Genomic DNA, 13,334 nt, shown 5'->3' on the forward strand with positions numbered 1-13,334 from the left:
TGCTGGAACAGGTCGCGCAGGATCTCGCCCCCGGCCTCGACGTAATCGTCGAGCCCGACGAACTGCGCCCGCTTGTCCGAGGCCCGCACCGCGCCCTCGGTCAGCATGCGGCGGATCTCGTAGGGCTGCCGCGAATAGTGCCGCTGCAGCGCCTCCCAGACTTGGCTTTGCCGCGCGTGATCGGGATTGACCGTGAAGGCCATCAGCTGGTCGAGCGTCATTTCCTCCTCGGCATAGGCGTCGAGCAGCGACGGCGCGACCGCGGCAAGCTTCAGCCGCTGCTTGACCACGCTGGCCGAGACGAAGAAGGCCGCGGCGATTTCCTCCTCGGTACGCCCCTTCTCGCGCATCGCCTGGAAGGCGCGAAACTGGTCGAGCGGGTGCAGCGGCGCGCGCTGGACGTTCTCGGCCAGGCTGTCTTCCTCGGCGAGCCCGTCTGTGCGCACGATGCAGGGCACCAGCGCGGTCTTGTTCATGCGCTTCTGCTTGACGAGCAGTTCCAGCGCCCGGAACCGCCGCCCGCCCGCCGGAATCGTGTACATGCCGGTCTCGGCGCCGCTCTCGTCCAGCACGGGCCGCACGGTGATGGAGCTCAAGAGCGTCCGCCGCGCGATGTCCTCGGCCAGTTCCTCGATCGACACGCCCGCCTTGACGTGGCGCACGTTCGACTGGCTGAGCATCAGCTTGTTGAAGGGTATGTCGCGCGAGGCGCTGAGGGTGATTTTCTGTTGCGTGGGTCCCATGGGATATCTCCGCGACAGGCCAGCCGGGAGCCTCTCTCCCGACCTCCAAACCCGTCACGGAAAACCCGGCACCCCTCTTACTCTAACAGCACGCTTTTTGCGAAGGTCTGATTGCATATAAACGTGCAATTGAAGTGAATGCTCGTATAGGAACTGCTCTGGCGCGTTGCAGGATGCAACGCGCCAGAACCGGACCTTTTGGCCCAACTAGGAATTATGTAACCTAGCCGCATTTTATCCTTCGAAGCAGGCACCTACGGTTTCTTCAATGAGGTTCATGCGCTCAAGAATATCCATATCGGATGCCCTTCCAGTCTCCTCCAGGTTCTCGCTTGCGTCGGAAACATCACCCTTAAACAAGCCGCTGATTCGCGTCATCTGTTCTGGAGAGAAGTCTTCATGAAGCCTCTCGTAGATGCACCCGCACACCTCTTCTGTGAATTCGCCTTGAGAACCGACGCAGGCATCGATAAAATCCGATCCTGGGTTTTCGCCACGACACGCCGTAACCGTGGACAACAGAATAAGAATAGAAAGTGACTTCCTCATCGTGACGGTAGCTCCTTCGTTGATTACATCGATACTTCAAGTGGGAATACCATGATAAATCAAGTAGTATACTCGTCGTCCTTCAAAAAGAGTGCGCTGATGATTGCCCTTTTGGCGTTGGCGGGATGCCAAGAAAGCGTCGACGAGCGCGCAGAAGCGGCCGGTTGCCCGGATCTTGAGCGACAGGTTGGCATGATCTTTGTGCGCGCAGGAGTATCTGACGCCATTCAGTCTGAGTGGCAACGTGACATGCAGAGGTACGGAATGAAGAGAACCCCTCTTGCATACCCAAACGCTGGCTTGAATCGCCATAGCGGAGAAGCATCTTCGTCCGCCGTCAAAGCCGTCTTCGGACTAGTAGGTTCAGCGGTATATGGCTCACAGTTTGATCCGAGCGAATGGGCAACCGCCGAAGAGTTCGGTGACGCTATCGCCACTGGTCTTTCAAGCGTTCCGGAGGATTACCCCGGCCGAGAGCGCACACAAGATTATTTTCAACGCTGCAGCTTATACGTCGGCGAGTACCTGTCGTCCGCGGACCGGTTTTTGTGGGCCACTGATCTATATAGAAATCCTGATCAAGGGGGCTGATCCGGAAGACCGCGATCCGTTCGAGCTTGGGTCAAGGTTATGATTCCTCGTATGTTTGCAAGAGCCAAAGTGTTCTTCCTTCTACTCACAAAGCCCTCTCCAGCAACACCTTCGCCTTCCCCTCCATCACCAACCGCGCATCCTGCTGCGGCTTCGAGCGAGCCACCGCGGTGATCCCCTGCACGAAGTCGAAGACGCTATCGGGCGGGCGGCCTTCCTCGGCCAGCACCGTCTCGACGATCCGCCTTGTCTCCGCCTTCGAGAATCCGCGCTTGCGCAAGAAGTCCTGACGGTCCTCATCCGACCGCGCGACGATCCTCTCGCGCGCTGCGCGGATGCCGTCGATGAAGGGCGCGGGCGAGGACTCGGCGAAGCGGCTTAGCGCCGGGGCGGCCTCATGGGCGAAGCGGGAAGCGGCGTATTTCGAGTGCCGGATCGTGATCTCCTGGAAGTCCTCGACACCCCAGAGGTTGCGGTTCTGGCAAACCGCGCGCAAGTAGAAGCTGGCGATGCCGAGGGACTTGGCGCCCACCTCGGAGTTCCAGCAATAGAACCCCCGGAAATAGAGGTCGGGCGAGCCGTCGGGCAACAGCCCCGCTTCGATCGGATTGAGGTCGTCGACGAGGAACAGGAACACGTCGCGATCGGAGGCGTAGAGCGTCGTCGTCTCCTTCGTCACGTCCACGCGGGGGTTGTAGATGCCGGTCGACCAGTCGAGGACACCTGGCACCTTCCAGCGCGTGTCGCCCGTGCCGTTGCCCGCGATGCGCTGAACGGCGGAGACCAGTTCATGGTCATAGATGCGGCCGTAGTCTGGGCCGGTCACGGCACGGAGTTCCGTACGGCCATCCGCAACTTCCATGGTCTTAATCTGCTCCGCTCGGTGGTTGGTCAGACCGTATTGCAGGTTGATCCCCGCCAGCGGCGCAGGCAGCTGCCGCAGATAGGCCGCGGGCGCACCGACAAGGCTCGAGAGCTGGCCGAAGCTCCAATGCGTCGGCGCGATGGGCTCATCCGTGCCCGGGAGGACCAGCCCCAGCTTCTCCGGGTTGTCGCGGTGCGCCTCGACCCGGATCGCCGCACTCTCTACCGTGCGCGTCCGGCTCCGCTCCGACCGGCCCTTTACCGAGGCGAAAAGGTCATCGAGCGAGAGATACCGCTCGTCATCCGGCCGCGAGAACCACTCCGACGATACGCGGTCCACGTTGTCGCCGCGCGACACATCCACCTTATAGCCGCCGCTCATGTCACGCCCGGCATCGATGATCTCGGTATTCATTGGAAAACCTCCGCGACGGGCGGCCGAGAGCCTCTCTCTCGATCTCCAAACCCGTCATGGAGTCGGCCCTGGCCCTCTTCCTCTGCAGCCGAAGGCACAGGAACGCGCCACCGGGGTCGTCCGGACCTTTTCCTATATGCACGCCACAACCGCCAAACGCCGCACGAACGAAAGCGGCGGGTTATTCGGGAAAGTCAGAACGTGTCTGATGACGTCATCCGATGGAAGGTGGGATGTCTTGGCACGATGGCTTCGGAACGCGACACTTCAGGGAAGCGGGAATTGCGCGGCGTCACTTCCGGCGCCGCTGCACCCGCGTGCGAAGCCCAGGCCGAAGCCGTTCTGCAGTTGGCTCGACTTATCGGCCGCCAGATGGCGCGAGATCGCTTCGAAGGTGAGACAAGTAGCGGACGGGGCTCCGCAAAAGCCGGAAGAACCCGCGACAGCTGAGCGAGGCCGCACCGACGGCGTTTCGGTCATCTTGCGCTATGCCCGTCGGAAGTTGATCGGTGGGCTCTGCTGCGGCACACTCCGAAGTCAGGAGAGAACCAATGGCGCGAGTGGCGATATACGCCCGTTACTCCTCGGACAATCAACGGGACGCCTCGATCGAGGACCAGTTCCGGGTTTGCCGCGAACACGCGAAACGCGAGGACTGGAAAGTCGTTGGCGCTTTCAAGGATGCGGCAATCTCCGGGGCGAGCATGATCCTGCGGCCTGGAATCCAGAATCTCCTGCAAAGTGCGCAAGCCGGGGAATTGGATATCGTGATGGCCGAGGCGCTGGATCGCATCAGTCGTGACCAGGCCGACGTCGCGACGTTCTACAAGCATCTGCAATTCGCCGGCGTGGCAATCGTCACGTTGGCCGAGGGTGAGATCTCCGAGTTGCATGTCGGGTTGAAGGGCACGATGAACGCCCTCTTCCTCAAGGATCTTGCCGCCAAGACGCGCCGCGGTCTCCGGGGACGGGTCGAAAGCGGAAAGTCCGGCGGCGGCCTATGCTACGGCTACCGGGTCAAGAAGGCGATCGACGGGCATGGCGAGCCGGTTCGCGGTGAACGCGAGATCGACGAGACCGAAGCCGTGATCGTGCGTCGCGTCTTCCGGGAATTCGCCGACGGCGTCGGGCCGCGATCGATTGCGCGTAGGCTGAATGAGGAGGGCATACCGGGTCCGAATGGCCGATCCTGGAACGACACCACGATCCGGGGGCACGTCAAGCGCGGCACGGGGCTGATCAACAACGAACTCTACGTGGGTCGCCTCGTCTGGAACCGGATGCGATACCTCAAAGACCCACGGACAGGGCGTCGCGTGTCGCGCATGAATGCGCAGAGCGAATGGATCTACAAGGATGTACCGGACCTACGCATTGTCGAAGACACCCTCTGGCAGGAGGTGAAGGCGCGCCAAAGCGAGATCGCTGACCGGTTCGCCAATGTAACGGAGGCGGTGCGAAGTCATCATAAACAGAACCGTTTGAATGGCGCGCGGCGAAGGCGAACCCTGCTTTCGGGATTGATCTTCTGCGGCTGCTGCGGCGGGCCCTACAGTCTGCGTGGTGCCGGGCGGTTCGCCTGCTCGAACCATATCAGCAAGGGTACATGTTCCAACAGCCGAACGATCCGACGCGAAGAACTCGAGCAGCGGGTACTCGACGGGTTGAGAGAAAGGTTGATGGCCCCCGAAGTCGCCGCTGAAGCCATGCGTGCGTTCGCGGAAGAAACGAACCGCCTCAATAGCGAACGACGCAGTAGCGGGGCCGCATGGCAAGTTGAACTCGGCAAGATCGACAAGCAAATCCAGGGGATTATCGAAGCGATCAAGGCGGGGATGTTCCACGAAAGCATGAAGGCCGAGATGGACGTGCTTGAAGCACGAAAAGCCGAACTGGCGTCCCTACTCTCCGACGCCCCACCAGACATGCCGGATCGACTGCCATCGGCGGCGGCGCTCTATGCGCGGAAGGTGGAAAACCTGGCCGAGGCGTTGAGCCGCCCGGAGGAACAACAGGAAGCGGCCGAAGCGTTACGAATGCTGATCGAGAAGATCGAGTTGATCCCTGGTCCCAAGCGGGGTGAGATTGACGCCAGGCTGTACGGAGACCTCGGCACAATCCTAAATTGGATCGAGCATCAGCCAGTTGACGGGTCTGGAAAAACGAACACTCCCGGCGGACGACGCGCGGGAGTGTTGGTATCAGTGGTTGCGGGGGTAGGATTTGAACCTACGACCTTCAGGTTATGAGGCCGGCTCGGGCCGATTCCCCCATCTTCGCCGGGCTGCGCCCCTCTACGCTATCTTATTGACTCCATTGCTTTTTCGTTGACGGCGGCTGCGCTCGCTTTCTACGCCTTACCCCGTGATTTCCGTTCGGAATCTTCCACCAGGCTTCCACGGAAGCGCCGGAGAGAGGGGACAAGGATGCCGAAACTGACCAAGCGCAGCGTGGACGCCCTGGCGCCGGAGGCGCGCGATTACTTCGTCTGGGACAGCGAGGTGAAGGGCTTTGGCGTCCGGGTGATGCGCACCGGCGTGAAGACCTACCAGCTCCAATACAAGAAGGGCGGCCGCACGCGGCGCACCTCGCTCGGGCGGCATGGCAGCATCACCGCGGACATGGCCAGGGCGCGGGCCAAAGAACTCCTGGGCGATCTGTGCCGCGGCAGTGACCCAATCGAGGAAACCGCGCAGCACCGCCGCGCACCGACCGTCGCCGCGCTCTGTGATCGGTTCTTCGAAACCCATGTGGCGGAACGCTGCAAGGTCTCGACGCAGAAAGAGTACCGGCGCTGCATCGATCTGTTCATCAAGCCGGCCATCGGCACGTTCAAGGTGGTGGACGTGGCGCGCAGCGACGTAGCCGAACTCCATCACCGGCTGCGGCATGTGCCCTACCAGGCCAACCGCGTGCTGGGCGTGATTTCCAAGATGTTCAACCTGGCGGAAGTCTGGGGCCTGCGCCCGGACGGCTCGAACCCATGCCGCCACGTGCCGAAATACCGGGAGAAGAAGCGCGAACGGTACCTGACACATGCCGAGCTGCAACGGCTCGGCACGGTTCTGAGCGAGGTGCTGCGGGAGGGCTCGGAAACCCCGCACATGGTCGGCGCCTTCCGCCTGCTCATTCTGACCGGCTGCCGGCTCGGGGAAATCCAGACGCTGAAATGGGAGTATGTCACCGCGCAGGGCTTGGAGCTGCCCGACAGCAAGACCGGCGCGCGGCGCATCCCCCTGCCCCAGGCGGCGCGGGACGTGCTGCACGCCATCCCGCATGTGCAAGGCAATCCTTACGTGATCGCGGGCAAGGTGCCCGGACAGTACGCCACCGATTTCCAGCACCCCTGGCGCCGCATCCGGGCGCGGGCCGGCCTGCCGGATGTGCGCATCCACGACCTGCGTCACACCTATGCGTCGAATGCCGTGTCGTCCGGCATGCCGATCCAGATGGTCGGCAAACTCCTGGGGCATACGCAGCTTCAGACAACGATGCGTTACGCGCACCTGGCCGACGATGCGGTGCGGCGCGCGGCCGAAGAAAACGCGTCCCGTCTCAGCTCGGTCTTGGGCGATACGGGCGGTGCGATGCCCGCCTTGCGTGTGGTGAAATAGAGGCGCCCGTAGCGCATCGCGATTGCGCAAGAATAGCGCCGAGGGCATCCTCGCGGCGGCTTCGCCAAACTGGATGCCCTGGCGCAGGTGTCGGCCGCTACATTCGGCACCCTTTGCTTTCCATCACCGCATGGATCGCTTCGAGTTCACCGCGAGCCTGAGAAAGCGCCTGGCTTTCGCTATCGTTTCCATCCATGGCAAAAACGGCAGGCCAGAACAGAATCCAGGTAACGGCTTCCATGTTCTTGTCGTGCTTGTATGCCTTTTCAACGGCCGCTTCCAATGCCGGCGTACGCTTTCTTATAAGATTTGCTTCGGTCCTCAGTTGCGAACAAGACATTCCGCGGTATTGACTTGTTGAAATCGCGGCCGGGGGAACCTCACTCGCTTTCTTGGCGTCGCTGCACGCCCCCAGGACCAAAACCAACGCACACGCTCCAACAAAAATACGCATACTTTCCCTCTAGTTACATGACGTAGAGCACTCTGGTATGCGATCCGGTCAAGTCGGTCTACGAGAAGGAAAGCGCCATATTGGCGCAGATGGAGGTGCCGAGTTCGCCCTTGTCTAGACGCATGTGGCCGACGATGCGGTGCGGCGCGCGGCCGCTGAGTTCCGTATTCGGAGACGCTGGCAATGCCGGACCGGCCTTGCGAGTGGTGACGTGAAATGATCCAGCCAGCGAAGACGAGCCCCATGCCGATAGTGCCGCCTGAATTCCATGCCCCCACCTACACGCCCGAAGATGTCGCAAGGCTCTGCCGCATTGGCGGACTGAGCCCGGCCGATCCGGCGCGCTTCCGCCAGGACCTTGAGGATTGTGCCGCGATCTATCGTTGGGAGTCCGCGCGGCATCATCGCACCGCGCGGAGGGCGGATTTGGAACGGGAACTCGCAAAGAGTGCCAAACTCGCCCGAAACCTCGCCGCTGCGCTTGACACCCTGCCGCCGAAAGCCAGGGACGCGTTGGTAACGGAAATCGAAACCGGCATTCCGGGCGCCCTGACCGGTTCGGAAACGCCGTTCGAAATCTCTTTGGACGGTTTAGAAACGGAAGCCCTATCCGTTGCGCTGGATTTGCCCGCCATCGAACGGATCATCGGCGGGCTAGCCTCCGCTCTGGAAGATGCGCCGGAGCGCCTTGGCAACGGGAAACGGGGCGCCCAGCGGGATTGGGGCCTGCGCCTCTGGATGCGGAATATCCACGATCTGTGGTGCAGCGTGACGGACCAGCCTTTCACGCGGGACGTCACAGATGACGGGCAGGCCATCACGCCGGCCTCGCAGTTCTGCGTGGCAGCCTTCGAACAGATCAACCCGGACTGCCCCGCCTCGCGCGTCATCCGCGAGCAGAAAGCGTCAATCAGCACGTCAAGGAAAATCGCTGGACGAATTATCGCCAATTCCGACTCCTAATTCGTCCAGCGATTGGGCTCGCGTGGCGCAGCTCGGCGCACCTATGGTCGCCTCATAGCACGAGGCAAGCAAAGGACGATCAACATGCGGCACCAGGCAGTTTCCACCGATCAGGCGGCGCCCGCTCCCGACTACTGGAACGGGTTCATCACCGAGACCGAGGCCGCGGACTACCTTTGCCAGAGCGTGCGTACCTTGCAGAAATGGCGCGTGTCGGGCGCGGGGCCGGCCTTCTACAAAGCGGGCCGGTCGGTTCGCTACCGTCGCGCCGATCTGCGCGATTGGGCGGAAACGCGGCGGCGCCAGCACACTTCCCAGAACTGAGTTTTGCCCGCGCGGGGTTGGCAGCACCGCGCGGGATTTTGGGGCCGGATGGCTCTGATGGGGCGCGGGGTGGCGTCACCTCGCGCCCCTGTCATGCCCAGCCAAGGTACAACAGAAAGGACAGAAATCATGACCAACCAACCAGCGTACAAGTTCAAGATCGGGCTGATCACCGCGACGATCTGGGACAATGACGGTTTCCACTCCGTCGATTTCTCGCGTGGCTACAAGACAGCGGAAGGCGACTGGCGGTCGAGCAGTTCCTTCGCCCATAACGACCTGCTGAACGTCGCCAAATGCGCTGAACGCGCCGAGAAATGGATCGCCAGGCAAAAGGCGATGGACCACGAATAACCGGCGCCGGGCAGACCTGCCCGGCCCCAAAACCAAAGCTGCCCCGCCGGAGGCACCTTTGAGGGCGCGCCAGCGCCCACCTTTCCCAGAAATCCAACCCACCCAGAGCGGCGCCGCCGCCAGAGGGGGGTGATTGTAGCACCCCCCTCTAGAAATACAGAAAGGAGCGTAACTCCCATGCAGATCGTTCACCGCGGTTTCGACACCATCGCGCTTTCCATCCAGGCCAATATCCCGCCCGAGCTGTTCGACTATCTCGACGCCGAACGCGAGAAGGCGGAAGAAGCCCGCGCGCCCGTCCCGGTCAGCTATGGCGGCGCCGAGTTCGATCTGCTCCACCACGGCGGAAACGGCTATCGCTTCATTCTCAAGGGCGGGCCACTGGACATGACATGGTTCTTCAAGAAGCCGAACGCGCGCGACCCCTGGGGCATCCGGCTTTCGGTCGGCTCCACGCTGCTGGCCACCCAGGGGCTCGGTTATGCCCGCACCCAGATCGAGAGAACCTTGGACCGGCTCGGCATCCGCTATGGCGCGCACCAGGTCAGCATCGGCCGGGCGGATTTCTGCGTCGATATCCTGGCGCCCGAGTTCGAGCTGGTGCCCGAGAACTTCGTGATACACAGCCACGCGAACCGCGCGGACCAGCTCATCGCCTCGGAGGACGTGCGCAGCAACGGCAAGTCCGGGCGTTTCACGTCGGTCACGGTCGGCAAGATGCCCGGCCGCCAGGTGATCCTCTACGACAAGCGGCGCGAGGTGATCGACCGCCGCAAGACGATCTGGTGGGATATCTGGAACGCCAACCTTGCCCGCGAAGGCTTGCCCCCGCTGGACTCGGAGGACCGCGCGCAAAGCCAAGTCTGGCGGATCGAAATTCGCGCCGGCAAGGACCACCTCAAGGAGCGCTGGCAAATCCGGCAATGGGCAGAGTTCGACGCGCTCTTTGGCGACGTGGTGGCGCGGACCCTGGCCCAGGTCCGGTACTGTGAACCAGACCCCACGGACAGCAACCGCGCGCGCTGGCCGAACCATCCGATCTGGGACATGGCGGCGGCCGAATGCGAGGGCGACCTGACCGAGATGCGCAGCCACGTTGACCCCGACAGCGTGCGGTACGTCCACCGCGCCGAGCATATCCGGCTGATCATGGCCCAGCTCACCGGCAACGCCACGACCCTGGCCGCGCTGGAAGGCGTGCCGGAGCCCGAGCTATCGGACCACATGGAACGTCTGGGCGCGCGCCTGGCCGACGCCATCCGCGCCGATCCAGAACGCGCGGCGAACAAGCTGACCGAGGCGAAGGCGCGGTATCGGTTCACGGAATAGGCAGCGTTTTTAACACTGAAGGGCGCAAAGGCATTTGCTTCCCGCCGCGATAGCCGCAGCTCAAGCGGCACCAGCCGAGCGATAGGGGGGGGCGGCGACCGGACTTTCGCTGCGTTTGTCTCGGATGTCCGCTGTGCGCAGGGAAGCGACCTTGGCAATGTCGAACTGGACGGTTTGCACCCAGGTGCGCGAACGGCCCAAAGGAGATATCCAGCTTAGGCCCCTGATGCTTTGGCCGGCCCGTCGCACCGGTCGCTCGCACTAACTATGAAAACTTCATTCGTTAGCCTACAGGCGCCTGAAACGGGACGGCACTCCTCATTCTACGCCTTGGGAGTTCGTCTGGTTGTGTTGACGGACCACCTTAGCTACCAATGACTGTGATCAGCTGACCGAAAGTGCTGCAAGCACTTCAAGGCGCTTTTTTCGGAGTAATGTTCCATGCCCACAATTGAGAGCGTCAACATCGAAGGTTTTTGGGGGAATCATGATGTATTTCTTCAATTTGACCCAAAAGTCAATTTTCTGGTCGGGGTAAATGGCTCAGGAAAGACGACAGCTATCGACATCCTCGCTTCTGCCCTTCAATGCGATGAAGATGCTTTGGAGAGGCTTCCATTTGAGAGAATTGAAATTGTTCTCTTTGATAAAGAAACCCGCAGGAAGCCTTCGATTGTAGTGGAGCGCGACTTGAGCGACGAAGGCGGGTTTGCCTCAATCATCTACAAGATCAAAGAATCCGCGAAGTCGACTGCAGAGGAAACAAAGATCTTTTCGCCATTTGATTTGAGGGAGCGCGCTCTCCATACAAGACGCGATCCAAGAACAGGCCAGATAATCAGACGAAGGATCGCACACGAATATGGCTATCGTGATGTCCGCATAGAGCTGTCAAAGCTAATCAAGATGAACTGGCTGTCGATCAACCGTGTATCGTCCGTACGCAGTGGTCCGGAGAGAAGTTCGAACGAAACACATGTCGACAGGAAGCTCCGCGAAATCTCAGATCGGCTTGAGCGGTATTTCTCCGAGCTATCATCTAATGCAAACCAACGAGCCAGGGATTTTCAAAGGAAGCTATTTCGCTCTTTGATCGCGGACGATTCATCCTTCTCACTGGATAACGATCTGGGCGGAATGAACCTAGAATTAGAGAAGTCAGCTTTAATCGATATTTTTGAGCGATTTAATATCCCGCATGATGAATACAGGAAAGACGCTGACAAGTTTTTTGACAAGCTTCAGATTATTCAGGACGATAAAGGAAAAAATACCTACTCACCCGCCGATCTGATGGTGATGATAAATGCGCACAAAATACACGCGCTGGTAGGTGAGTGGAATGACGCAGTCAAGGCCGAAAAGGGAATATTGAGACCGAGAGACGCATTCGTCGAAATCTTGGATGCAATGTTCCACCGGAAAGTAGCTGAGGTAATGCCCAGTGGTGAGATTGTCTTTCATTCGAGGTCTGGCAAAACACTTAGAATCAATGAACTTTCATCTGGCGAGAAGCAACTCTTTATCATCCTTGCTGAGGCTCTTCTTCAGAAGGACGCCGAATGGACTTACATTGCTGATGAGCCAGAATTGTCTTTGCACGTGGATTGGCAGGAAGTGTTGGTAGATAATTTGCGGGCACTAAATCCTAACAGCCAAGTGATTTTCGCTACTCATTCTCCTGATATAATCAGCCACTACTCCGATCAAGTAATCGATATGGAGAAGGTCCTCGGATGACTTTGACAAGAACAAATTCAGGTTTACAAAACCTGCATATCCTGAAAGGCGTAGACCTAATTGTTTATACCGAGGGCGGTGAGCAAAGAACCTTCACAGAAGAAGAGATTCTTGCGGGCGGGGGGCACCAGAAATCGGTCGATATACGGTTCTGGAAAAGAATGTTTGCACGCTTTCTTCCCGAAAAAAAGTAAAATTTCTTTCGGTTGGTAGCTGTAAAACTTTGAATAAAATTGCCTCAGATATCGCGGAGGGCAACCTAAAGAATGTATGTGTTGCAATGGACAGAGACTACTCGGTATTTTGGGGGAATCACGTTGAGCATCAACAAATTGTTCGCACCAGGACCTACAGCTGGGAAAATGAGCTTTTTCAAACCGACGTCATATTTCGCGCGTTTGAACAACTCGTCATTGACGATTTTGATGAAGCGGACACGCGCAATATCATCGACGATGCGCGGCATGCCCTCCTCAGTCAGCTAAAACACCTGCTGCGAGCTGACCTGGTATTGATTGCGGCCAATAAATCCCTGTTTTGTCGCAAACAGCCTGCGGCATGCTTCAAGCACGCGAAGCGTCCACTGGCTCCGCCGGAGATCGATCGCGCAAGGATGAAAAACCGCCTGCGCATCCAAAGAGCCGATGTCGGGAGTTTCCATCTCCTGCATCGCCCAAGCTCGGCCGAAATTGATACCGCCAGAGATATTTACGGAAAGCCGCTTCTCGTAGCGTCCGTTAGAATTCTTCAACACCTAATTCTGAAAGCTGGACAAAAGTTGATGCCCAATGACTATTTAGAAAAATTTCTTCTCGAAGCCTTTTTTGATTGGATGGCTGACAACCCGGAAGCCGAAGTCGCCAAGTCTTACGCTGACAAGATTTCAGTCATTTCGGATGCAGCATAATCACGATAACTCTGCTGCCAATATACACCATACATTACAAGAGAAAAACATCCAAGGCTTGCTGCGAATGACCGTTCTTCGGGCTTATGCCTGAGTTGCTAAGTGACGCCGGTCGATGTCAGCATGTCTGCTATGGGCTGCTCCGCGGCCGTCCGTTGCAACTTGCTCGAACGGCAGCTCTGGGCCGTTTGCGTTGTGATCGGCTTTGGCGGTCTTCGCTTTCCAATCCACGGGCGTTTCGGCAGGCGGATCGCTCGGTACCGCTTAGTAGCATGTTGCTCTGTCGCCACACCCCTTGTTTCCGTTCTTGGTCTTCCACGTGGCTTCCACGCCTGGCGTGGCAACGCAAGAAGACCTGCGCGCGGCGAGGCTAAGGCGTTGATCCATATGGTATTTTTTGGTTGCGGGGGTAGGATTTGAACCTACGACCTTCAGGTTATGAGCCTGACGAGCTACCGGGCTGCTCCACCCCGCGCCATTGGTCCCA

Annotated in this window: 13 protein-coding genes and 1 tRNA gene; 9 read left to right on the forward strand and 5 right to left on the reverse strand. The window is 59.4% G+C overall.

Going from position 1 to position 13,334, the window contains the following annotated elements; translation table 11 throughout:
- A partial coding sequence (locus EV662_RS19020) for a ParB/RepB/Spo0J family partition protein (RefSeq protein WP_165915658.1) occupies positions 1 to 743 on the reverse strand: 743 nt, incomplete at its 3' end.
- 234 nt (positions 744 to 977) lie between these two features.
- Positions 978 to 1,292, reverse strand: a complete 315-nt coding sequence (locus EV662_RS19025) for a hypothetical protein (protein WP_132466394.1) — start codon at positions 1,290 to 1,292, stop codon at positions 978 to 980.
- Between the two features lie 99 nt (positions 1,293 to 1,391).
- Between EV662_RS19025 and EV662_RS19030 the strand changes: the two genes are divergently transcribed.
- Positions 1,392 to 1,883 (forward strand): hypothetical protein, encoded by a 492-nt coding sequence (locus EV662_RS19030; RefSeq protein ID WP_132466397.1) that lies wholly within the window; start codon positions 1,392 to 1,394, stop codon positions 1,881 to 1,883.
- Between the two features lie 85 nt (positions 1,884 to 1,968).
- Here the strand turns inward: EV662_RS19030 and EV662_RS19035 are convergent, their stop codons facing one another.
- Positions 1,969 to 3,162, reverse strand: a complete 1,194-nt coding sequence (locus tag EV662_RS19035) for a DUF932 domain-containing protein (protein ID WP_132466400.1) — start codon at positions 3,160 to 3,162, stop codon at positions 1,969 to 1,971.
- A gap of 551 nt (positions 3,163 to 3,713) precedes the next feature.
- On the opposite strand from EV662_RS19035, the gene EV662_RS19040 reads away from it, so the two are divergent.
- Together EV662_RS19040 and EV662_RS19045 are read left to right on the forward strand one after the other, a co-directional pair.
- Positions 3,714 to 5,411: a recombinase family protein gene (locus EV662_RS19040; RefSeq protein WP_132466403.1), complete on the forward strand. Its 1,698-nt coding sequence runs from the start codon at positions 3,714 to 3,716 to the stop codon at positions 5,409 to 5,411.
- Between the two features lie 177 nt (positions 5,412 to 5,588).
- Entirely contained in the window at positions 5,589 to 6,776 is a 1,188-nt protein-coding gene (locus tag EV662_RS19045; RefSeq protein WP_132466406.1) for a site-specific integrase, read from the forward strand.
- 97 nt (positions 6,777 to 6,873) lie between these two features.
- On the opposite strand, the gene EV662_RS19050 is transcribed toward EV662_RS19045, so the two are convergent.
- Positions 6,874 to 7,230 carry a hypothetical protein gene (locus tag EV662_RS19050; protein ID WP_132466409.1) on the reverse strand — a complete coding sequence of 119 codons (357 nt, stop codon included), beginning with the start codon at positions 7,228 to 7,230 and terminating at the stop codon, positions 6,874 to 6,876.
- Positions 7,231 to 7,446: 216 nt separating this feature from the next.
- Between EV662_RS19050 and EV662_RS19055 the strand changes: the two genes are divergently transcribed.
- The 6 genes from EV662_RS19055 (at position 7,447) to EV662_RS19080 (ending at position 12,847) form a co-directional block, all read left to right on the forward strand.
- Complete coding sequence (locus EV662_RS19055; RefSeq protein WP_132466412.1) at positions 7,447 to 8,193, forward strand: hypothetical protein; 747 nt, start codon at positions 7,447 to 7,449, stop codon at positions 8,191 to 8,193.
- Between the two features lie 84 nt (positions 8,194 to 8,277).
- Entirely contained in the window at positions 8,278 to 8,517 is a 240-nt protein-coding gene (locus tag EV662_RS19060) for a helix-turn-helix domain-containing protein (RefSeq protein ID WP_132466415.1), read from the forward strand.
- A 129-nt stretch (positions 8,518 to 8,646) separates the two neighbouring features.
- Positions 8,647 to 8,871 carry a hypothetical protein gene (locus tag EV662_RS19065; protein ID WP_074218266.1) on the forward strand — a complete coding sequence of 75 codons (225 nt, stop codon included), beginning with the start codon at positions 8,647 to 8,649 and terminating at the stop codon, positions 8,869 to 8,871.
- 177 nt (positions 8,872 to 9,048) lie between these two features.
- Positions 9,049 to 10,200, forward strand: a complete 1,152-nt coding sequence (locus EV662_RS19070) for a hypothetical protein (protein WP_132466418.1) — start codon at positions 9,049 to 9,051, stop codon at positions 10,198 to 10,200.
- A 441-nt stretch (positions 10,201 to 10,641) separates the two neighbouring features.
- Positions 10,642 to 11,940 (forward strand): AAA family ATPase, encoded by a 1,299-nt coding sequence (locus EV662_RS19075; RefSeq protein ID WP_132466422.1) that lies wholly within the window; start codon positions 10,642 to 10,644, stop codon positions 11,938 to 11,940.
- 280 nt (positions 11,941 to 12,220) lie between these two features.
- The gene (locus tag EV662_RS19080) at positions 12,221 to 12,847 is read left to right on the forward strand and encodes a hypothetical protein (protein WP_132466425.1); all 627 of its coding nucleotides are present in this window, start codon (positions 12,221 to 12,223) and stop codon (positions 12,845 to 12,847) included.
- A gap of 398 nt (positions 12,848 to 13,245) precedes the next feature.
- Here EV662_RS19080 and EV662_RS19085 read toward each other — a convergent pair.
- Positions 13,246 to 13,322: transfer RNA gene (locus EV662_RS19085), tRNA-Met, on the reverse strand.
- Positions 13,323 to 13,334: the final 12 nt, after the last annotated feature.

The sequence above is a fragment of the Rhodovulum marinum genome, assembly GCF_004343075.1.
GTDB classification, from domain to species: domain Bacteria; phylum Pseudomonadota; class Alphaproteobacteria; order Rhodobacterales; family Rhodobacteraceae; genus Rhodovulum; species Rhodovulum marinum.